The sequence below is a fragment of the Promicromonospora sukumoe genome (assembly GCF_014137995.1).
GTDB lineage: Bacteria > Actinomycetota > Actinomycetes > Actinomycetales > Cellulomonadaceae > Promicromonospora > Promicromonospora sukumoe.
In genome coordinates this window covers 1,147,884-1,169,260 of sequence record NZ_JACGWV010000001.1, presented here as the reverse complement: position 1 = coordinate 1,169,260, position 21,377 = coordinate 1,147,884, and the positions used below count along the sequence as shown (strand labels likewise).

Here is a 21,377-nt window from a genome sequence, read left to right as displayed (position 1 = left end):
ACCCCCGTACGTGTCAGACGTACAGGTCCCTCGGGTGACCTGTACGTCTGACACGTACGGGGGTGTCTGACACTCAGGCCCGGGCTAGACGGCCCGCGCCACCGCCGCGTCGCCGGCCCGGGCCGGCGTCGGAAGCCCCAGGTTGTCGCGCAGCGTGGTGCCCGTGTACTCCGTGCGCAGCGAGCCGCGCTCCTGCAGCAGCGGCACGACGTCGTCGACGAACTCGTCCAGGCCGGTCGGCACGAGATACGAGCCGATGACGAACCCGTCCGAGCCGTCGTCCTGCACGAAGTCGTCGAGGGCGTCGGCCACCCGCGTGGGCGTGCCGACGAACGAGCCGCGCGTGAACTCCTCGACCGCCGTCTGCCGCAGGGACCAGCCGTTGGCCTCGGCCTGGGCGCGCAGCCGCGCCACGGTCGCGGGCCGGTCGGCGTGCGTCAGGGCGCGTCCCGCGATGAACGACGGCGCGTCGAGCGCGGGCTCGACGTCGGGCAGCGGGCCGTCGGGGTCGTAGGCCGACAGGTCTCGGTTCCAGATCTGCTCCAGCAGGATCTGCGCGGTGCGGCCCGTGACCTGCTCCTCGCGCACCCACCGGGCCTTGTCCTGCGCCTCTTTCTCGGTCGCGCCGAGCACGAACGACGCGCTCGGCAGGATCTTCAGGTGGTCGGGGTCGCGGCCGAAGCCGGCGGCGCGCGCCTTGACGTCCTGGTAGTAGGCGCGCGCCTCGTCGAACCGGCCGTACGGCGAGAAGATCGCGTCCGAGTTGGCCGCCGCGAAGTCCCGGCCCTGCGGCGAGACCCCTGCCTGCAGGATCACGGGGTGGCCCTGCGGCGCGCGCGGGACGCCGAACCAGCCGCCGACGTCGAACTGCGGTCCGGCGTGCGCGAACGAGCCCGCGCCGGACCGGGAGAAGACGCCCGCTTCCTTGTCGATGACCAGGTCCTCGGCGGCCCACGAGTCCCACAGGGAGCGCACGACCTCGATGGTCTCCGCGGCGCGCTCGTACCGCTGGGAGCGGTCCAGGAACCCGCCCCGGCGGAAGTTGGCGCCGGTGAACGCGTCGAAGCTCGTCACGACGTTCCAGGCCGCCCGCCCGCCGGAGAGGTGGTCGAGGGAGACGATCTGCCGGGCCAGCTCGTAGGGCTCGTTGAAGGTCGCGTTGATGGTCGCGGCCAGGCCCAGGTGCTCGGTCACGGCGGCGAGCGAGGCCAGCACCGTGAACGTGTCGGGCCGCCCGACGATGTCCTGGTCGAAGACCTGCCCGTCGCGCTCACGCAGCGCCAGGCCCTCCGCGAGGAAGAAGAAGTCGAACCGGCCGCGCTCGGCGGTGCGGGCCGTGTGCTCGAAGGTCGAGAAGTCGATCTGGCTGCCCGACTCCGGGAGGTGCCACAGCGTGTGGTGGTTCACGCCGCCCAGGTAGGCGCCGAGGATGATCTGCTTGCGGGGCGTGCCGGTGGGTGTGCTCATGGTCTGCTCGCTCTCACGTCTCGGGCGGGGTTGTCGGTGCGGTGCCGGTGGCGCGCACCGGTCAGACGACGGCGAACCGGCTGGGTACGTCGGTCGGCAGGCGCAGCAGCCCGCGCAGCGAGCCGGCGTCGTACGCGGTGCGGGCCAGGCCGCGGCGCCGCAGCTCCGGCAGCACGTCGGTGACCAGCGCCTCCAGGTCGTCGGGCAGCACGGCCGGGCGCAGGCGCACGCCGTCGTACCCGAGGGCGGTCCAGGCCTCGACCACGTCGGCGACGTCGGCCGCGGACCCGGCGAGCACCCGGGCATCGGTGACCCAGCCGGAACCGGCGGCCGAGCCCGCCCGCGCGTCCAGGCGCGCCAGCCGCTCGGCACCGGCCCGCCCGTTGGTGTCGAGCACCACGGCCAGGTCGGCGACGACGCGCAGCGGCTCCCCCGTGCGGCCCACCCGCTCCTCGGCGGCGCGCACCTCGGCCAGGATCGAGGCCGCCGTCGCGTCGTCCTGCGGCGTCACGAAGACGACGTCGGCGGAACGGGCGGCCAGCTCGTACGGCACGGTGGCGTGCGCGAGCGCGGTGACGACGGGCTGGCCCTGCGGCGGACGCGGCGTGATGGACGGGCCGCGCACCGAGAACCACGGCGTCTCGACGTCGACGCGGTGCACCTTGTCGCGGTCGATGAACCGGCGCGTGGCGACGTCGCGGATCTCGGCGTCGTCCTCCCAGGAGTCCCAGAGCGCGCGGACCGCGTCGACGACGGCGGCCGCCTCGGCGAACCGCTCCGCGACCTGCTCGTCCGCCCTGCCGGAGGTGTAGTCCTCCTGCGTGATCTCCGGCAGGTCGCGGCGGCCCGTCAGCCGCGCCTCCGTGCCCGACGGCGAGGCGCGCACCTGCCAGCCCGCCCGGCCCCGGCTGGTGTGGTCCAGGGTGGCCAGGGCCTTGGCGACGTGGAACGGCTCGGTGTGGGTGACCGTCACGACGGGCACGAGCCCGACGTGGCGCGTCGTGGGGGCCACGCGCGCCGCGACGAGCTCGGCGTCCAGCCGCACCCGCACGCGGTCGGTCCGGTCGGCGGCCGGGTCGTCCCAGGGCCCGACGGGGATGCCGAAGCTGTCCTCGAACGTCACGAGGTCGACGAGCCCGGCCTCGGCGAGCTGGGTCAGGCCGACCCAGTAGGCGGCGTCGGTCAGGGCCTCGGGGCGGGCGCCGGGCTCGCGCCACGCGGCGGGGTGCCAGCCGGCGCCGTCGAGCGCGACGGCGACGATCGGTGTGGATGCCGGGGCTTGGTCGTGTCCTGCGGCCGGTTCGCGGGCGGGGTCGTCGGCCGGATCGTGCGCCGGATCCTGTGGTGCGGTGAGAGAACCGTCGGTCGTCATGGCTGCTCCTCGCGGCGTCGGGCGGCCCGGGCGGGGGCCGCGGTGGCGCCGACGATAGGTGCGCCCGGCACCCTGCCAAGGGGTCCGCCGGAACATCTCACATGCTGGAGGAATGTGTCAGACCTACAGGTCACCCGAGGGACCTGTAGGTCTGACACGTCCGGGGGTCACCGGAACGGCTCAGAACGCGCGCAGGTTGGCCCGCAGCCCGCCGTCGGCCCACTCGGTGCGCAGGATGCCGCGGCGCCGCAGGATCGGGACCAGCTCGTCGAGAGTGCGGTGCACGGTGACGGGGTGCAGGTCGCCCCACAGCAGCACGCCGTCGTTGCCCCACTCCCCCAGCTCCTCGATGAGGTCGGCGAACTCGCCCGCCGTGCCCACCCAGCCCGTGCGGTCGGCGATGCGGCCCAGCCGGGCGAGCCCGCCGAGCAGCACGCGCAGCGGCGTGGTCGCCAGGTCGTGCTCGCCGACCAGCCGCTTGATGGACCCGTGGGAGACATGGTCACCGAACAGGCCCGTGGGCAGCGGCTTGTCCAGGTCGAGCGCCGTCAGGTCGGTCTCCAGGTCGCTCGACTGCTGCTCGGCGATGCGCCACAGCGTGCCGTCGTCGGGGTTGGCGGACGCCGCGACCAGGCGGTCGGCCTCCTGCGGGCTGGACACGAGCACGGGCTTGATCGCGAACAGGACCTTGACGTGCTCCAGCGCCCGGCCCGACGCGCGGGCGGCGGCGTGCACCTTGGCCCGGTAGTCGCGCACGCTGCGCTCCGTCAGGGGCGTGAGCGCGAGCTGCACGTCGCTGTTCGCGCCCGCGAACGCCAGCCCGCGGCCCGAGCCGCCCGGCGAGACGATCACGGGCTCGCCGTCCGCGCCGTCGGCGAACGGGAGCGCGTTGAGCGGGCCGTCGAACGCGAAGTGCTCGCCGCGGTGCCGCACCGGGCGCAGCAGGCCGCCGTCGGCGTACCGGCCCCCGGTCCGCGTGCCGCCGGGCCCGACGGCGCCCGGGTCGGCGATCAGCGCGCCGTCGTCCCAGGAGCGCCACAGCGAGCGGACGCCGTCGAGCCACTCCTCGGCGCGGTCGTACGCGGCGTCGTGCCCGAGCGGCGGCGCGTCCGAGAAGTGCCGCGCACTGCCGGTGTCGGTCACGAGGTTGAGGCCGAACCGGCCGCCCGAGAGGTGCTGGAGCGTCGCGAGCTGGCGCGCCCCGGTGTAGGGCAGCACGGCGGCCGGGTTGACCGTCGGCACGATGCCGAGGTGCTGGGTCGCGGCGAACAGGTACGGGGCCAGCAGCAGCGGGTCGTGCTTGGGGCCGCCGAACGCCTGCCGCACGCGCAGGTCGATGGTCTCGGGGCTGCCGAGCGACGGGGCGTCCTCGATGATCAGCAGGTCGACGCCCGCCTGCTCCAGGGCGCGGGCCGACTCGACGTAGAGGTCGGGCCGGGTCCAGTCGTAGTTCCAGTCCAGGTAGTCGTGGCCCCAGCCGTGCGGCCCGAAGCCGCGGGCCAGGAACCAGCCGAGGTGCTGCTGGCGGGTCATGGTGTCTCCTTGCGTGTGGTTCGGGCGGCCGCGAGCCCCCGGTCGAGGTCGCCGATCAGGTCGGGCAGGTCCTCGATGCCGACCGAGAGGCGCAGGGTGCCCGGGTGGATGCCCGAGGCGGCGCGTTCGGCCGGAGTGCGCAGCACGTGGCTGGTGCTCTCGGGGTGCAGCACGAGCGAGCGGACGTCGCCGATGTGGGTCATGTGGGTGAAGACCTGCACGGCCTCGACGAGCGCCCGCGCCGCGGGGGCACCACCGTGCAGCGTGAAGGTGAACACGGAGCCCTGGCCGTCCGGCAGGTACCGCTTGGCCAGCGCGTACGACGGGCTGGAGTCGAGCCCCGAGTAGTCCACGGACGCGACCTCGGGCCGGAACGCCAGCCAGCGCGCGACCTCCAGGGCTGACGCGCTCTGCCGGGCCACCCGCAGCGACAGGGTCTCGATGCCCTGGCCCACGAGGAACGCGTTCAGCGGCGACGGCGTCGGGCCGAACCGCGGCGCGACCGTCTCGCGCAGGTACGCCAGGCGCGCCCGCCCGCCGTGCCGCTCGGCCACGCTCGGCCCGCCCGTGCGCGACGGCGCCACCAGGTGCGGGTACAGCGCGCCCGAGGCGCGCGCGTCGAACGTCCCGGCGTCGACGACGACGCCGCCCAGCACCGAGCCGTGCCCCGCGAGGAACTTGCTGGCGGAGTGCACGACGACGTCGGCCCCGTGCTCGATCGGGCGCAGCAGGTAGGGCGTCGCGAGGGTGTTGTCGACGACGAGCACCAGCCCGTGCGCGTGCGCGACGTCGGCCACGGCCGCGAGGTCGGGCAGGTCGTTGCGGGCGTTCGGGATCGACTCCAGGAACAGCACCCGAGTCTCGGGGCGGATCGCTCGCTCCCAGGCGGCCGGGTCGGCGGCGTCGTCCACGAAGTCGGCCTCGATGCCGAGGCGCGGCAGGTTCTCCAGGAGCAGCCCGCGGGTGCCCTCGTAGATGCTGGACGCCGCGAGCACGCGCTGCCCCGCCTCGACCAGGCCGAGCAGGGCGACGGTGACGGCCGCCTGCCCGCTGGCCAGGAAGAGCGCGTCGGCGCCGCCCTCCAGGGCCGCGATCCGCTGCTCGACGGCGGCCGTGGTCGGGTTGCCGGTGCGCGTGTAGGCGAAGCCCTCGCCGGCGCCGAAGTGCCCGGCGGCCTGCTCCCACTCCTCGAACTCGAACCCGGCGGTCAGGTAGACGGGCGTGGCGCGCGGGACCACGTGGCCCGACGCCGCGGGGTCGGGCGCACCGGTGGCGCGCCCGGCGTCGTCCCGCCCCGCGCTGCGCGCGTGCACCTGCCGGGTGGCGAAGCCGGTCATGGGGCCGCGCTCGGCTCGGCCGCCTCCGTCGCGGGCAGGCCCGCCTCCTTCCAGGCCGGGAACCCGCCGTCGACGTGCGAGACGTCGGTGTAGCCGCGGGCGGCGAGCGCCTCGGCGACGGGTCCGGAGCCGTTGATCGAGCCGCAGACGATCACGACGGGCGTGTCGAGGGTGATCGCGGGGTTGTCGGACGGCCCGAACAGCGCGTCGAGGTCGTTCCGGTCCGCGAGGGTGGCGCCCGGGATCTCGCCCGCCGACGCGCGGCCGGCGGCCGAGCGGACGTCGATCAGCAGGGCGCCGCCGGCGACCTTGGCGCCCGCGGCGTCGGGGGTCTGCAGCTCAGGGGTGGTCATGGTGGGTCTCCTTGGTGTGGGGGGGTACGGGGGCCAGGCGCTGGTGCTCGTCAGGCGCTGAGCAGCCGGCCCGTGGGCAGTGCCTCGCGCTCCCGCTCGGCGTCGGACAGTCCGAGCGAGCCGCGCAGCGTCGTCTCCGTGCGCTCGGTGCGGAACAGGCCGGCGTGCTGGAGGGCGGGCACCAGGTGGTCGGTGATCGTGTCGAGGTCCGAGCTGAGCGAGGACGGCCGCAGCAGGAACCCGTCGACGGCGCCGACCGTGGTCAAGTCGGCGATCAGGGTGGCCAGCTCGTCCGGGGTGTCGGCGATCACGAGTCCGTCGCCCATGGCCGCGGTGCCCTCCAGGGCCTCGACGAGCTCCAGCCGGGCGCGGGCGCTGGCCCGCTCGGCCGCGAGCACCACGTAGACCTCGGCGAGCACGCGCACGTCCTCGGGGTCCCGCCCGGCCGACAGCGCCGAGTCCCGCACGAGCCGGCGCAGGCGCACCGCCTGCGCGGCGTCGGTCACGGTGATCCGCGCGACGTCGGCGGTGCGGCCGGCCAGCGCGGCGCTTGCCTCGGAGCGCGCCGACACGACGAGCGGCGGCGGCACCTGCGGCAGGGCGTCCTCCGTGCCGGCGGCCGGGCGGCCGCGGACGGCGAACCGGATGCCGTCGTGGTCCACGCGGAACCGGCCCTCGGCGTCGAGCTCGACCGCGCCCGACCCGCTGCCGGGACGCCCCGTCCACACCTGGGTGACGGACCGGATGCCGAGCTCGACCCGGGCGGCCCAGGCGTCGTCGGCCTCGGGGAGCCTGCTCTGCCGCACGGCCTGCCAGCCGGCCCGGCCGCTGCTCGCGCGGTCGATGCTGCTCAGCGCGACGGCGGCGTGGCCCGCCTCGACGTGCACGGTGTCGACGGCGGCGACCAGGCCGATGCCCGTCGTGACGCGCGCGGCGCGGGCCGCGGCGACGGCCGTGTCCAGCCGCCCGGTGACCTGGCTGCGGCCGGGGTGGAGCAGGAAGCCCTCGTCGAGGCTGACGAAGTCCAGCAGGCCACGGTCTGCGGTCCGCATGAGGTGCAGGAAGCGCTCGCCGTCGAACGGGCGCGGCGCGATGGGGCCACGTGCCCGGTGGGCGCCCGGGCGGGCGCCGGCGGAGGTGAGGTCCACGCCGAGCACGACGGGACGGGCGGACGGGCCGGTGGACGAGAGGGACGTGGGCTGCGACGGGTACGGCACGGCGGGGCTCCGTTCGGGCTGCGGCGGCACGACGGCGCCCGGAGGACCCGGCCGACGCGCGGGATGCACGACGGCGCCTGGGGGTCACCCGGGAGCGTGGCTGCCGAGAGGCAGGAAAGAGACGTCCGGTCAGGAACGTGAGGGCCGGATACGGCCGGGGCTCGGCGTACGACGCCGAGGGAAGGTCAGTGCCGGGCTGTCGCCGTCAGCGACAGGAACAGTGACAACACATGTCCTCGCGCGGGGCAGCACCAGCCCGCAGGGGGACGATCCGGGACGGCAGGGACACGTGGACGGCGGGGGCAGCGGGGGCGGCGCTCCGGGTCATCGTCGTTCTCCTCACCTGCTCGCCCATCGGCGAGCGACGCGTGTTGTCATCCGCCGGCCGGCGGTGGACCTGGTCCTCACCCGGGGCACCCACCCGCGCGGGGGGTTGCCGTCCGACCAGCCGGGGCTTCGTGTCGGAGCTCATGACCTGCCGAGACCTTCTACATCTCTCCGATCGGATTGGTGTGGTTGGTCTCGATGTCACAGAAGATACGAATGGAACCCATAGAAGTCAACGATCTGTCCGCCAGATCTCACATCCCGGGACCTGGGGGTGGTTGGTGGGGTGGGCGGGGGCTGGTGCAACGGCTGCGCGGCGCCCGGCGCGGTGCTTGGCGCGGCGCCCGGGCCGGCACTCGGCCCGGCGCTTGGTCCGGCACCCGGTCCGCGAGATCGGCCGGTTGCACCGGCCGTTCAATGAGCTCGGTCGGTTGCTTTGAGATCGGTCGGCTGATTGACCGATCTCAAACCAACCGACCGAGCTCATTGAAGGCGGACAGACATGCAAGACCCGAGCACATGGAGGGCGTGGTGGCCCGGAGCACACACCTGGGGCCGGCGCAGCCCGGGCGAGCCCTCCCCTGGTTGGCGTCGCCGTCCCCCCATGGGCATCGCCGCCGGGGCACACGGATGTGCGCTTCTACCCAGTCATTGGGCCCGGAACCGGGCTGTTTTCGGGCGTAATGACTGGGTAGAAGCGCACCTTCCCGCGGGCCGCGGTCTGCGGAGCCCCCATCGCTCAGAGGTGCATTGCGCTCGGTCGACAATGTCTACCGAGAGCAACGCATCCCGATCGCGCATGTTCTCCCCGCGCCTCCCGTCCGGCTCCGCCGCACAGGTACACGGAAGTGCGCTTCTACCCAGTCATTCGGCCCGGAACCAGGCTGCTTTCGGGCGTAATGACTGGGTAGAAGCGCACTTCGGGTTCGGGCCCGACACCGGGGACGGCGTGAGTGGGTGCCGCCGTCGGAGCTGCGAAGGGTCAGGCCAGGAGGAGCTCGATCTGGGTCAGGGCGCCCGAGTCGGTGAGTTCCAGCCGGACGGCGGTCAGCGGGACGGGCTCGTCGAGCACGAACGGGCGCAGCTGGCTGGGCCAGCGCCACTCCTCGCCCGACCGCTCGTCGAGCACCCGGCCGTCGGCCGCGACCAGTCGCCACGCCGACGGCGCCCTGTCAGGAAACGCACCCGAGGTCAGCGTGTAGGCGCGCAGCACCGCGTCTGCCGGGACGTCTGCCGGGGTGTCTGCTGCGGGCGCCCACTCGAGAGTGCCGTTCACCTCCGCCGACGCCGTGAGGTCGCCGTCGGTCAGGTGCGGCAGCGCGCTGCCCTCGGCACTGCGCCAGCCGCCGTCGGCTCGCCGCCACGGTCGGTCGGACGCCGGCCGGAGAGCACCGGCGCCATCGGCCCCGGCACCGGCAGCACCAGCAAAGGCAGCACCGGCACCGACGACGACGGCACCAGGTGCGGCAACACCGACCACGGCATCAGCACCCTCACCTACAACGTCGTCCTCAAGCACACCCCAGCGGGTCGGCACGTCCGACAGGGCGAAGCGGAGGGTCGCTCCCCCGACCAGGTCGGCGTTGTCGACCGACGGCTCGACCACGACGCGGCCAGCACCAGCACCAGCACCAGCACCAGCACCAGCCGACACCTCGAGTCCCGCCACGTACAGCCGCTCGGCCGCGCCCGGGGCCTCGATCACAAGGTCGCCGTCGGGCCGGTGCACCACGGCGCGCTCGAAGAGCGGCGACGTGACCGCCCACCGCGGCGACCCGATCTCCAGGGGGTACAGGCCGAGCGCGGCGAGGATGTACCAGGCCGACATCTCGCCGTTGTCCTCGTCGCCGTGGTAACCCTGGCCGATGTCGTTGCCGGTCCACAGCCGGGTCAGGATCTCGCGCACGACCTCCTGGGTGCGGTCGGGCCGCCCGGCGACCGACCACGTCCACGCGATGTGGTGCGACACCTGGTTCGACTGGCCGAGCTGGCCCAGGCGCACGTCGCGCGCCTCGAACATCTCGTGGATCGCTGTGCCGTAGCTGCCGGGCTTGTCGGCCTGCTCGGGCTCGGCGAAGAACCGCTCCAGCAGCCGCTCCAGCCCGGCGCGCCCGCCGTGCAGCGCGGCGAGGCCCGCGCCGTCGTGCACGGGGTGGAACAGGAAGTTCCAGGCGTCCGACTCGGTGTAGTCGCCGCCCCACGCGTCCGGGTCGAACGGTGCCGGGTCGAACGCCCCGTCCCGCCCGCGTCCCCGGAAGAACCCGGTTGCGGCGTCGAAGAGGTGCACGTACCCGAACGCGCTCTGCCGCAGGTAGGCGGCCTCGTCGCGCAGAGCCCGACGCCGCTCGTCGGGCGTGCCGGGCGCGTCCGCGAGCGCCTGCGCCATCTTGGCCAGCCCGGCATCGTTGATGTAGCCCTCCAGGCTCCACGACACGGACTCCTCGACGTCGCGCGGCACCCAGCCGTTCGTGAGCGCGAAGTCCTGGCCCTTGCGGCCGACGCCGGAGCGTGTGGGCAGCGCCGTCGCGTTCCGCAGCCCGGCGTCGTACGTGGCGAGCGGGTCGGGCAGGTCGACGCCGCGCAGGTACAGGTCGGCGAAGGCGACGTCGGACGACGTGCCCGTCATCAGGTCGGCGTAGCCCGGCGACGACCAGCGGGCGACCCAGCCGCCCTCGCGGTACTGCTGCACGAACCCGTCGGCGAGCCGTCCGGCGACCTCCGGGTAGAGCAGCGCGTAGGCCGGCCAGCAGGTGCGGTAGGTGTCCCAGAACCCGTGGTTGACGAACATCTCCCCGGGCACCGCGGGGGCGCCGTCGAGCACGGGCGAGGCGTGCACGGCCTCGCCGTCGGCCCCCACCTCGGTGTACGACGACGGGTACAGGTTCAGCCGGTACAGGTTCGAGTAGAGCGTGACCTGCTGCTCCTCGGACGCGCCGTCGACGTCGAGCACGCCGAGGCGGTCCTCCCACAGCGTGCGGGCGGCGTCGGCGACCTCCTCGAAGGTGCCGGACACCTCGCGTTCCAGGGCGAGCCGGGCGAGCTCCTCGCTGATGTACGACGTCGCCACGCGCACCTCGACAGCCCGGTTCGCCGCAGCATCGGCACCGCTCGCGGAAGCAGCGTCCAGCGCCACCGTCGCGTACGTCGCGTGCTCCCGCCCCCGCGCCCGGCCCGTGCCCAGCACCGGCCGAGAGATCCGCCCGACGACGTACATGCGGCTGCGCCCCACCGACAGCGGGCTGCCGTGGTCGCTCCAGCCGGTGAACGTGCCGTCGTCGTGCACGGTCACGGAGACGGGCGCACCGTCCGCGCCGGTGTCACCCACGGCGTCGATCAGCAGGTGGCCCTTCGTGGCGCCGGGCGGGAAGGTGAACCGGAGCACGCCGCCGTGGTCGGACGCCGCGACGGCGACGCGGGCGCCGCCGTCCAGCCCGACGTCGTAGCGGTGCGGCCGGGCGGTCTCGTCGTCGTGCGAGAAGCCGACGGACCGGGCCGCCAGACCCGCGTCCGGGACCTCGCCGTCGCCCGAGGCGGAGGCGGGCACCAGGTGGAACGCGAGCTGGTCGCGGTCCCCCATCCAGGGGCTCGGCTCGTGCGAGATGCCCACGCCCTGCAGGCGCGGCCGGTTGTCCGGGCCGTTGTGCGCGGCCCAGGAGTAGAGCCAGCGCTCGGAGGCGGCGTCGGTCAGCGGGACCCACATCGTGAAGCCGTTCGGCACGGCGGCGGCGGGCACGTTGTTGCCGCGCGAGTAGGCGCCCGTGGAGTGGGTGCCGCGGCGGGTGTCCACGAGGTCGGTGCGGCCGGTGCCGGTGCGCACGGCGCGGGGCCCCACGGACACGGTGTCGAGCCACACCTCGCTGACCCCGCCGTCCGGCGCGGCGGTGACGACGGCGACGGCGCGCACGCGACGGCCGGGCAGGGCCTGCGCCACCGGGGTCAGGTCCACGCGGACCAGGTTCCAGTGGTCGGGCACCAGGATGCGCGCGTCCCCCTGCCCGACGGCGGTGGCCGGCATCCCGTGCTGGTCCCCCAGCGCGCGGCCGGTCTCGGTCCCCGCGACCCAGGTGCCGTCGTCGAGCAGCAGGTCGAGCCCCACGTACGTGGAGGCGTAGGTCAGCTTCTCGTCGAGCACCGGCAGGACGGCGTAGCGCAGCTCGGTGCCGGCCTCGACGGGCAGGTCCAGGCCGTCGAGCAGCACGGTCCGGCCCTCGCCGTGGTGCCGCACCAGGGTCGCGTTCTCGCTGGTCAGGCCTGCGCAGGGGCGGCCGGCGGGGACGTGGGCGGGGCCGGTCATGCCGCGACCTCCGCCGTCGTCGGGCCAGGGAAGGACAGTGCGGTGACGGCCGCGGGCGCGGCGACGTCGGTGTCGTAGCAGATTGCAGTGGGCCTTTCGTCGAGGGCGGGGACCGCCCTGGTGTTCGGGCCGGGCCGGTGCCCGGTGTCGTGCGGCGGCGGGGGTGCGCTCACAGGTCGGCGAGCAGCTTGTTGCACTCGTCGACCGCCGCGTCGAGGGCGTCCTGCGAGGTCCGGTCCCCCGCGATGGCCGCCGCGAACTGCTGGTTGATGATGGTGGTCATCTCCTCGCTGACCTCGACCGGCTGGAGCACCCGTGCCGTGGTGAGGTTGCTGAACGCGATGGCCTTGGCGTCGCCCTGGGGCGAGCCGTCGCTCTCGGACAGGTCCGGGTTCTCCTGCGAGGACGCCGTGGACGGGAAGACGCCGGGCACCTCCGCGGAGAACGCCTCCTGGTTGGCCGCGTTCGTGACGAACCGGGCCAGCGCCACCGCCGTGGGCAGGTGCTCCGACTGGTTCGAGACGGACAGGCCCTGCACGTACAGCGGGGTGTCGCCCATGTACGGCGAGGACGCGATCTTGCCCTCCAGCGCCGGGTTGTTCGCCACCGCGCTGTTGATGAAGTTGCCGCCGCCGGTCGACCAGGCCACCTTGCCGTCGGTGAAGAGCTGGCCGTTGCCGAGGTAGGCGTCGGTGAGCACGTCGTCCGGCATGAGCCCCTCGGCGTAGGCGTCCCGGTAGACGTCCAGGAGCGCGGCCGCCTCCGGCGTGTTGAACGTGAACTCGGCGCCGTCGTCGGACAGCAGGGGGATGCCGGCCGCCGCGAGGTCGCCCAGGCCGGGCTTGCGGCTCATGAGGTACCCGCCGGTCGCGTCGTGCATGGTCCGGGCCTGCGCGACGAGCTCGTCGAGGGTGGTCGGCGGGTTGGCCGGGTCGAGCCCGGCGCCCACGAGCATCTCGGTGTTCCAGTAGTTCACGTCCGTGGTCAGGTACCAGGGGAAGCCGTACGTGCCCTCGAGGCCCGCGTACCGGTAGGCCGCGAGCGCCCCGGGCACATAGGTCTGCGCGAGGGTGTCGTCGACGGTGGTGATGTCGGTGAGCAGGCCCTCGCGCGCGAGGGAGAGCGCGAAGTCCGGGGGCAGGTTCGTGACGTCGGGCAGCTCGCCCCCCGCGGCCTGCTCCAGCACCTTCTCCGAGTAGTTGTCGCCGGGCTGGTCGAGCCAGGTGACCTGGGTGCCCGGGTACTGCTCCTCGAAGGCGGCGATGACGCCCTCGACGTACTCCGTGTAGCGGGGCTGGAGCGCCCACGTCTGGAGGGTGACCGCGCCGGTCACGTCGGTCGTCGGGTCCGCCCCGCCGTCCGGGTCGGTGGTGCCGGAGCCGTTGAGGCCGCAGCCGCCGAGCGCGGCCAGCATGGTCAGGGCGGCTCCCGCGGCCCCGATCCTGGTGATGCTCATGACAGTCCTTCCGGCAGAGGCCTCGTCGCGTCTGGGGATCTCCGGTGGGCGTGTGGTCGCCACCGCACGACGAAAGCGCTTCAGCGAGGACCAAAGAGTCTTCGCCGGTGCCCGCCGGTGTCAAGGCTGGCACGAACCTCGTGTCAGACCTACAGGTCACCCGGGTGACCTGTAGGTCTGACACGCGCGAGGAGCGGGTCAGGCGCGCGTGAACCGCAGCGTGCGCACCTCGAACGGGCCCAGGTCGAGTGGCACCGTGCCGTCCGCCGTCAGCCCCGCGACCGCGCCACCGTCGGCGCCGCCCTCGACGCCGCCCTCGACGCCGCCCTCCACGTCGCCCACGATGCCGTCCTCGATGAGGCTGACGGTCCGGGCGCCGCTCACGGGCGCGGCCACCGTCACGGTGCCCGACGCGCGGCGGCCGTGCGCCTCGTAGACGCGCACCACGAGGTCACCCGACCGGTCGTCGGCGAGCTTGACCGCCGACAGCGTGACGCCGCCGGTCACGCCCACCAGCGGCTCGACGCCGGACGCGCCGCGCAGCTCGCGCGGACGCGCGCCGAACGTCGCCCCGGCCTCGGTCGCCACCGCGGTGTCCGCGCCGACGACCAGGCCGTACCGGTGCGTCTGGAGGCCCTGGTCGGTCTCCGGGTCGGGGAACCGGGGCGCCCGCAGCAGCGACAGCCGCACGGTCGTCGTCACCTCCGGCGCGCCCGGCGACGGGGCGACACCGTGCTCGGACACCTCGCGCGTCACGTCGTAGGCGTACGACGAGTCGTTGACGAGCCCGACGCCGAAGCCCGGCTCCTCCGCGAGCAGCCACTTGTGCATCGACGTCTCGAACTTGGCGGCCTCCCAGCTCGTGTTGGTGTGCGTGACCCGCTTGTGGAACCCGAACTGTGTCTCGGCGGCCACGTGCTCGGCGCGCACGTCGAGCGGGAAGGCGACCTTGAGGAACTTCTCGGTCTCGTGCCAGTCGGTGCGCAGGTCGACCTCCAGGGTGCGGCTGCCCGGCGCGAGCGTGATCACCTGTTCCAGGCTGGAGGCCGAGAACTGCCGGCGCACCGTCACCACGGCCACGCCGTCCTCCACCGCGGCGGTGACCTTCTCCGCCTCGCGCAGGTCGGTCACCGAGTTGCGGTAGAACCGGTCGACGTCCCAGGCGTCCCACTTGTTCGGGAAGTCCTGGTGGAGCTGCAGCACGTTGGCGTCCCGGCCGGGCGCCACCGCGTCCCGGCCGGTGGCCAGGTCGACGGCGGCGGTGACGTGCCCGGCGGCGTCCAGCGTGATCCGCACCAGCTCGTTCGCCAGGACGTACCCGCCGTCGGGCAGCTCCTCCAGCGTGCTCGACGCCGCGGCCGGGGCGGACGCCGGGGCCACGCCGAGGGCCGGCACGCCCGCCTGCGCGAAGACGGCGGGGTTGGCCCGCAGGGCCACCTCGCCCTCGCCGACCAGGGCCCGCAGCGCGCGGTCGATGATCGCCTGCGCACCCTCGGTGATCGCGGCGTGCTGCGCCACGGCCTCGCGGTGCACCCAGGCGATGGACGTGCCCGGCAGGATGTCGTGGAACTGGAGCAGCAGGACCTGCTGCCACAGGGCGTCGAGCTCCTCGTAGGGGTAGTCCGCCCCGGTCCGGGCCGACGCCGTGGCCGCCCAGGCCTCGGCCTCGACCAGGAGCTGCTCGTTGCGGCGGTTGCCCTGCTTGGTCCGGTGCTGCGACGTCAGCGTGGCGCGGTGCAGCTCCAGGTAGAGCTCGCCCACCCAGACAGCGCTGTCATCCGTCCCGGACGCGACCAGCTCCCCGCGAGCGCGCTCGAAGAACGCGTCCGGGTGCTCCCAGCGCACCTTGGCGCTGCCCTCCAGGCTCGCGAGCCGCTTGGCCCGGCCCGTCATCTCGCGGGTGGTGCCGCCGCCGCCGTCGCCGTATCCGACGGGAGCGATCGAGCCCGTGGCGCGGCGCGACTCGCGGAACTGGCGGGTCGCCTTGGCGAGCTCCTCGCCCGAGAGCTCCGAGTTGTAGGTGTCCATCGGCGGGAAGTGCGTCAGCACGCGCGACCCGTCGATGCCCTCCCACCAGAACGTGTGGTGCGGGAAGACGTTGACCTGGTTCCAGGAGATCTTCTGCGTGAAGAACCAGTCGAACCCGGCGCGGCGCACGAGCTGCGGCAGGGCCGGCGAGTAGCCGAACGAGTCGGGCAGCCACACCCCGTGGGAGCGCAGGCCGAACTCGCGCTCGAAGAACCGCTGCCCCTGGGAGAACTGGCGCACCAGCGCCTCGCCCGACGGCATCACGGTGTCGGACTCGACCCACATGCCGCCCAGCGGCAGGAACCGGCCGGAGGCGACGGCCTCCTTGACGCGGGCCCACACCTCGGGCCGGTGCTCCTTGACCCACGCGTACTGCTGCGCGGACGACATGCCGTAGACGAAGTCGTCGGTGCGCTCGATGAGGTCCGCCATGGACGACGTCGTGCGGGCGACCTTGCGGATCGTCTCGCGCACGGGCCACAGCCAGGCGGAGTCGATGTGCGCGTGCCCGACGGCGGAGACCTCGTGGGCGCTGTGCTCGGCCGGGCTGGCCAGCACGTCCGCGAGCGCGGCCCGGGCCGCGGCGGCGGTCTCGGGGATGCGCTGGAGGTCGAGCACGTCGAGGGCGTCGTCGAGCGCCTGGAGGATCCGCATCCGGCGCGGTCCGGTGGGCAGCTCGGCCTGGAGACCCAGCAGCACCTCGACGTCGAGCGCGAGGTCGTGCACCTCGGACTCGAAGACCGCGAGGTCGATGCGGCGGGTCGTGTACAGCGGGTGCGGGGACGAGGTGGTGGTGTCGCCCTCCGTGGTCCGCTCGAACACGTTGTGCCCCAGCAGCACCGGGTTGGACGCCGCCTCCAGGTACAGCTCGACCTGCTCGCCGCCGGCCGCGGCGTCGGCGACGACGACGTGCTGGTTGCGCGGGTTGATGGACTTCACCGGGGTGCCGTCGGGGCGGTAGACCAGGGCCTCGGCCTGGAAGCCGGTCCGGTCGACGTCGAAGCCCAGGTCGACCACGGCCTCGACCGTGCGTCCGGCCCACTCCGCGGGCACCGTGCCCGTCAGCCGGAACCAGGTGGTGGCCCACGCCGGGCCCCACGGGGTGCCCACCTCGTACGGCTCCATCGTGAGGGCGAGGCCCTCGGCCGGCGGGATCGGCTCGCCCGGCAGGGCGTGCCACTCGACGTCGAGCGGTACCGACGTCGAATAGACCGCCGGCCAGATCCGCTCCGTCAGCACCCGGTGCGCGCGCCCGGTGGTCAGTGTGATGTCGTCGTGCATCGAAAGGGCCTCCCCTGTTTCACCGTTGAACGCACGCAGGCTAACCCAGACCGTCGTCCTCGTCCGGCGGGCGTTCGGTGGGCGTGCGGTGTGGCGTCCGGTGGGCGTCCACACCCCCGGGGGGATGAAAGGATGGTGCCCATGAGCACGAGTGACGAGACACCCACCGGCTTCGAGGCTCCGGTGGGCACCGACCAGGCCACGCGGGACATCGCGGAGGTCGCCGCGGTCGAGGTCATCACGACCGCGGCCGTCCACCTGATGAGCGCGGCGGCGGTGAAGTGCGGCCTGGCCGAGGGCGAGGACGCCGAGGAGCTCAAGGACCTCGACGAGGCACGCAAGCTGATCACGGCGCTGGCCGCCCTGGTGGTCGCGAGCGCCCCCGACATCGGCAACCAGCACGCGCGCTCCCTGCGCGACGGCCTGCGCAGCCTCCAGCTCGCGTTCCGCGAGGCCTCCGTCATCCCCGACGCGCCGGGCGAGGGCCCGGGCGAGAAGTACACGGGTTCCGTCGTCTGATGTCGGAGCATCCCGTCGCCGTGGTGCCCGGTCCGGCGCCCGAGCCGGGGCCGGCCCCGCGTCGTGGGGGCGGGCGTGGCTCACGCGTGCTCGCGATCGTGCTGGTCGCGACGATCGCCGTCGGCGCGTACCTGTGGGTCACGACCGTCCGCTGGCAGCGCACGGCCACCGAGTGGCAGGACAAGGCGCAGGGGTACGCCGACGAGGTCGGGTCGCTGCGGCTGCAGCTCGACGGCGCCAACACGGAGCTGCAGGCCGCCCGCGACCAGCTCTCGGCGGCGACGTCGCGCATCACCGACCTCGCGAACGAGAAGGCGCAGCTCGGTGACGAGAACGTCGCCTCGCAGCAGGTCCTCGACTACCAGACGCAGGTCAGCGGGGCCGCAGCCACGGTGGCGTCGGCGCTCGGCCAGTGCGTGTCGGGCCAGGAGCAGCTCGTCGGCTACCTCAAGGAGGCCGACCAGTACGAGCCGGCCGACCTGAGCCGCTACGAGCGGGAGGTCAACGCGCTGTGCGCGGACGCCGAGGACGCCAACCAGGCCCTGCAGCAGGAGCTGCGCCGGTGAGGCGGACGGCTCGTCCGCGTGCCGGCCGGCTCCTGGTCGGACTCGCGCTGACCGGGTCGCTGGCCGGCTGCGGCGTGCTGCCGCCCCTGCCGGACCCGGTGCCGAGCGACATCGTGCCCACCTCGCCCGTGGACCTGTCCCCCGCGGCCGGCGGCGACGCCCTGAGCCCGGACGGGTTCGACGCCGTGGAGCGCATGGCGGTCCGCATCCGCAACGTGGGCTGCGAGGAGCTGTCGACCGGTTCCGGGTTCGCGATCGACGAGCACACCCTGATCACGAACAAGCACGTGGTCTCGGACTCGAAGGACCTGGAGGTCAGCACCTACGACGGGCACGACATCACCGTGGGCGCCACCTCGACCGCGGGCCTGGCGGACCTCGCCGTGGTGCGTACGACCGACCCGCTGCCGTCGCACCCGGAGCTGGCGAAGGCCGACCCGGAGCCCGGCGACCACGTCACCGTCGTGGGCTACCCCGCGGGCGGCGAGCTCACCGTCACCGAGGGCGAGGTGAAGGGCCGCACGCGCGACCCGCTGAACGCCAACCTCGGCGAGGTGCTGCTCACGGACGCGCCCGTCGAGCCCGGGTCGTCCGGGTCGGCAGCGCTGGACGACAAGGGCCGCGTGATCGGCGTCGTCTACGCCAAGACGGCGGACGACAACAGCCTGCTGGTGCCGCTGTCGACGCTCCAGGATGTGCTGGCCGACGACACGGCGTTCACGCCGGCGTCGGGCTGCTGAGCGGGGCGCTCAACAGGTCCCGACGCTCCGCTCAGCGGGCCGGGACGCTCAGCGCGCCGCCCCGATGCGGAGCTCCAGCGAGTCCACGCGGGCCGAGATGACCTCGGACGCCGCCAGGCGGGCGTTGACCTGCTTCAGCACCGCGTCGAGCCCGGCCCGGTCGAGGCCCGGGTCCAGCGCGAGCACGACCGCGACCTCGGCCTTGCGGCCCGGCTCGGCGTGCGCGCGCACGACATGCTGCACGGGCGCCGCGGCGACGGTGACCTCGGACGCGACCTCGGGGTCGACGGCGAGCCCGTCCTCGTGCGGCACCAGGGCGGGCCGCCAGGGCTGACCCTGCGCCAGCGCCCACACGGCGGGGCGCGGGACCAGCGCCGTCGACGGACCGGCCGGGTCCACGACGATCAGCGCCCAGTTCTCGCTCACGGCCGACAGCGCCGCGCGGGTCGCCTCGACCGGGACCGGCCGCGCGTCGGGCCGCCAGGCCTGCATCGCGGCCACGGAGGTGAACACGGGCAGGGCACGCCGGCCGTCCGGGGCCTCCAGCGCCACGACGCCGGACGACGCCTCCTTGTCCACGGCCAGCCCGTCCGGGTTCTGCTCGACGACGCCGGCCTCGGCCAGCACGGGCACCAGCACGCGGGTCTCGGCCAGCCGGGCGACGACGTCGCGCAGCGGGACGGCCCCAGTCGTGTGGCCCGCCAGCAGCCGGGTCAGCTCGGCGTCGGCCGAGCCGTCGTCGCCGGCGAACTGGCTGGAGGGCTGGATGGACTTCACTCGGCGGCCTCGGCGGTAGCGGCGTCGGCGTCGCCCGGGCGCCCCGCGACGTCGAGCGCCTCGGGGAGCGTGAAGGCCCCCGCGTACAGGGCCTTGCCGACCACGGCGCCCTCGATGGTGCCCAGGGCGCGCAGCGCCCGCAGGTCGTCGAGGGACGAGATGCCGCCCGAGGCGACGACGTGCGCGGAGGTGCGCGCGGCGACGTCGGACAGGAGGTCGACGTTGGGGCCGCGCAGCGTGCCGTCCTTGGTCACGTCGGTGACGACGTAGCGGGAGCAGCCCGCCTCGTCGAGGCGGCCGAGGACCTCCCAGAGGTCGCCGCCCTCCTTGGTCCAGCCGCGGGCGGCGAGGGTGGTGCCGCGCACGTCGAGGCCGACGGCGACGCGGTCGCCGTGCTCGGCGATGACCTTGGCCGTCCAGGCCGGGTCCTCCAGCGCGGCGGTGCCGAGGTTGACGCGGCGCGCGCCGGTCGCCAGGGCCCGCTCCAGCGACTCGTCGTCGCGGATGCCGCCCGACAGCTCGACCTGTACGTCCAGCTCACCGACCACACGCGCGAGCAGGTCCGCGTTGGAACCGCGGCCGAAGGCGGCGTCGAGGTCCACGAGGTGCACCCACTCCGCACCGCCGGACTGCCAGTCCAGGGCGGCGGTCAGCGGGTCCCCGTACGAGGTCTCCGAGCCGGCCTCCCCCTGGACGAGGCGGACGGCCTGGCCGTCGGCCACGTCGACGGCGGGCAGGAGCACGAGTCGGTCGGTCATGTCTCTCCAAGTTCGTTCAGTTCGATGTGTTGAGTGCTGGGTATTCGCCCCTTTCCGGGGCCCGGAAGGGCGAATGTCCAGCACTCAACGGGTGGGGCTAGGCCAGGGTCCTGAGCCAGTTCTCTAGGAGCTGGGCGCCCGCGTCGCCCGACTTCTCGGGGTGGAACTGCGTGGCCGCGAGCGGTCCGTCCTCGACGGCCGCCACGAAGCGGCCTCCGTGGTCGGCCCACGTGACCTTCGGCGGCGTGAACCGGCCCACCGCGTTCTCGTCGTAGCCCTTGGTGAACGTCTGGGCGGCGTACGAGTGCACGAAGTAGAAGCGCTCGTCCTCGATCCCGGAGAACAGCGTCGAGCCCTCCGGGGCCTCGACCGGCGACCAGCCCATGTGCGGCACGACGTCGGCGTGCAGCCGCTCGACGACGCCGGGCCACTCGCCGATGCCGTCGGTGCGCTCGCCGTGCTCCACCCCGGCGTCGAACATGACCTGCATGCCCACGCAGATGCCCAGCACGGGGCGGTTGCCGGCCAGCCGGCGGCCCACGACCTCGTGGCCGCGCACGGCCGTGAGGCCCGCCATGCAGGCGGCGAACGCGCCGACGCCGGGCACGACCAGGCCGTCCGCGTCCTGCGCGAGGGTACGGTCGGCGGTCAGCGTCACGTCGGCGCCCACCCGCTCCAGCGAGCGGACGGCGGACCGGACGTTGCCGAAGCCGTAGTCGAGGACGACGACGCGCGCGCCCACGGTCAGATCCCGTCCTTGCTGTCCGGGCCCGTCTCGCCCTTGCCCATGCTCTTGCGGGCCTTGCGGGCGGCGGAGGTCAGCATCCGCATCGCCTTGAACTTGCTGATCGAGTCCGAGCCGACGACGCCCTCGATGTCCGCGACGGACGTGGCACCGGTCAGCAGGTCGACGACGTTCTCGGGCGCGCCGCCCAGGACGAGACCCGGGGCGAGCTCGTCGCCGCGGACGCCGTCGGCGAACCGGACCGCCGTCATCTGCTCGCCCGTGCGGGTCACCAGGACCAGCGGGACGCCGCGCACGAGCTGGGAGATCGCCGCGGCGGCCTGCTCGGGCGCGTCGCCCGAGCGGTCCCGCAGCACGCCGACGGCGCCGACCGAGGTCGGCACGGCGTCCAGGTCGAGCTGGGCCAGGGAGCTGGCGGCCGCGAGGGGCTCGGCGCCGGCGATCTGGGTGATGATCGCGGCGAACTCGGGCTCCCCGCTGCCGGTCAGCGAGGACAGGTCGTCCGGGATCTCGAGGTTGTCGAGGTCGAACTCGGGCAGGTCGTCGCCGGTGGGCGTGCTGCTGTCGGACCCGTTGTTGTCGGGCCTGGGGCTGTCGGACATGGCTG

At 74.1% G+C, this 21,377-nt stretch carries 17 protein-coding genes and 1 riboswitch; of the genes, 3 read left to right on the top strand and 14 right to left on the bottom strand.

The window, feature by feature from the left end; genetic code table 11:
- Positions 1-84 precede the first annotated feature (84 nt).
- The 10 genes from FHX71_RS05120 to FHX71_RS05075 form a co-directional block, all read right to left on the bottom strand.
- Positions 85-1,467, bottom strand: coding sequence for an NtaA/DmoA family FMN-dependent monooxygenase (locus FHX71_RS05120; protein WP_182614715.1), 1,383 nt, complete (start codon positions 1,465-1,467; stop codon positions 85-87).
- A gap of 61 nt (positions 1,468-1,528) precedes the next feature.
- Positions 1,529-2,839 carry an LLM class flavin-dependent oxidoreductase gene (locus FHX71_RS05115; RefSeq protein WP_182614714.1) on the bottom strand — a complete coding sequence of 437 codons (1,311 nt, stop codon included), beginning with the start codon at positions 2,837-2,839 and terminating at the stop codon, positions 1,529-1,531.
- 180 nt (positions 2,840-3,019) lie between these two features.
- Positions 3,020-4,372 (bottom strand): LLM class flavin-dependent oxidoreductase, encoded by a 1,353-nt coding sequence (locus FHX71_RS05110; protein ID WP_182614713.1) that lies wholly within the window; start codon positions 4,370-4,372, stop codon positions 3,020-3,022.
- Complete coding sequence (locus FHX71_RS05105; protein ID WP_182614712.1) at positions 4,369-5,709, bottom strand: O-acetylhomoserine aminocarboxypropyltransferase/cysteine synthase family protein; 1,341 nt, start codon at positions 5,707-5,709, stop codon at positions 4,369-4,371. Before FHX71_RS05105 ends, FHX71_RS05110 begins: the two co-directional genes overlap by 4 nt.
- Positions 5,706-6,062: a rhodanese-like domain-containing protein gene (locus tag FHX71_RS05100; protein WP_182614711.1), complete on the bottom strand. Its 357-nt coding sequence runs from the start codon at positions 6,060-6,062 to the stop codon at positions 5,706-5,708. Before FHX71_RS05100 ends, FHX71_RS05105 begins: the two co-directional genes overlap by 4 nt.
- 50 nt (positions 6,063-6,112) lie before the next feature.
- Positions 6,113-7,279 carry an LLM class flavin-dependent oxidoreductase gene (locus FHX71_RS05095; protein ID WP_182614710.1) on the bottom strand — a complete coding sequence of 389 codons (1,167 nt, stop codon included), beginning with the start codon at positions 7,277-7,279 and terminating at the stop codon, positions 6,113-6,115.
- A 363-nt stretch (positions 7,280-7,642) separates the two neighbouring features.
- Positions 7,643-7,755: riboswitch (SAM riboswitch) on the bottom strand.
- Between the two features lie 833 nt (positions 7,756-8,588).
- Positions 8,589-11,900 (bottom strand): GH92 family glycosyl hydrolase, encoded by a 3,312-nt coding sequence (locus FHX71_RS05090; protein ID WP_182614709.1) that lies wholly within the window; start codon positions 11,898-11,900, stop codon positions 8,589-8,591.
- Positions 11,897-12,073 (bottom strand): hypothetical protein, encoded by a 177-nt coding sequence (locus FHX71_RS05085; protein WP_182614708.1) that lies wholly within the window; start codon positions 12,071-12,073, stop codon positions 11,897-11,899. Before FHX71_RS05085 ends, FHX71_RS05090 begins: the two co-directional genes overlap by 4 nt.
- Positions 12,070-13,356, bottom strand: coding sequence for an ABC transporter substrate-binding protein (locus tag FHX71_RS05080; RefSeq protein ID WP_182614707.1), 1,287 nt, complete (start codon positions 13,354-13,356; stop codon positions 12,070-12,072). Before FHX71_RS05080 ends, FHX71_RS05085 begins: the two co-directional genes overlap by 4 nt.
- A gap of 198 nt (positions 13,357-13,554) precedes the next feature.
- Positions 13,555-16,665 (bottom strand): alpha-mannosidase, encoded by a 3,111-nt coding sequence (locus FHX71_RS05075; RefSeq protein ID WP_182614706.1) that lies wholly within the window; start codon positions 16,663-16,665, stop codon positions 13,555-13,557.
- 141 nt (positions 16,666-16,806) lie between these two features.
- Here FHX71_RS05075 and FHX71_RS05070 point away from each other — a divergent pair, with 141 nt between their 5' ends.
- Genes FHX71_RS05070 through FHX71_RS05060 form a run of 3 tightly spaced genes read left to right on the top strand, consistent with a single transcriptional unit; the run spans position 16,807 to position 18,490 of the window.
- The gene (locus tag FHX71_RS05070; RefSeq protein WP_182614705.1) at positions 16,807-17,184 is read left to right on the top strand and encodes a DUF1844 domain-containing protein; all 378 of its coding nucleotides are present in this window, start codon (positions 16,807-16,809) and stop codon (positions 17,182-17,184) included.
- Positions 17,184-17,750 (top strand): hypothetical protein, encoded by a 567-nt coding sequence (locus FHX71_RS05065; protein ID WP_182614704.1) that lies wholly within the window; start codon positions 17,184-17,186, stop codon positions 17,748-17,750. Before FHX71_RS05070 ends, FHX71_RS05065 begins: the two co-directional genes overlap by 1 nt.
- A complete protein-coding gene (locus FHX71_RS05060; protein WP_182614703.1) occupies positions 17,747-18,490 on the top strand; it encodes a S1C family serine protease in 744 nt (247 codons plus the stop codon). Before FHX71_RS05065 ends, FHX71_RS05060 begins: the two co-directional genes overlap by 4 nt.
- A gap of 48 nt (positions 18,491-18,538) precedes the next feature.
- On the opposite strand, the gene FHX71_RS05055 is transcribed toward FHX71_RS05060, so the two are convergent.
- From FHX71_RS05055 to FHX71_RS05040, 4 genes are all read right to left on the bottom strand, one after another.
- A complete protein-coding gene (locus FHX71_RS05055) occupies positions 18,539-19,267 on the bottom strand; it encodes an SseB family protein (protein WP_182614702.1) in 729 nt (242 codons plus the stop codon).
- Positions 19,264-20,025, bottom strand: a complete 762-nt coding sequence (gene priA / locus FHX71_RS05050) for a bifunctional 1-(5-phosphoribosyl)-5-((5-phosphoribosylamino)methylideneamino)imidazole-4-carboxamide isomerase/phosphoribosylanthranilate isomerase PriA (protein ID WP_182614701.1) — start codon at positions 20,023-20,025, stop codon at positions 19,264-19,266. Before priA ends, FHX71_RS05055 begins: the two co-directional genes overlap by 4 nt.
- 97 nt (positions 20,026-20,122) lie before the next feature.
- A complete protein-coding gene (hisH, locus tag FHX71_RS05045; protein ID WP_182614700.1) occupies positions 20,123-20,767 on the bottom strand; it encodes an imidazole glycerol phosphate synthase subunit HisH in 645 nt (214 codons plus the stop codon).
- Between the two features lie 2 nt (positions 20,768-20,769).
- Positions 20,770-21,372, bottom strand: coding sequence for a hypothetical protein (locus FHX71_RS05040; protein ID WP_182614699.1), 603 nt, complete (start codon positions 21,370-21,372; stop codon positions 20,770-20,772).
- Positions 21,373-21,377: the final 5 nt, after the last annotated feature.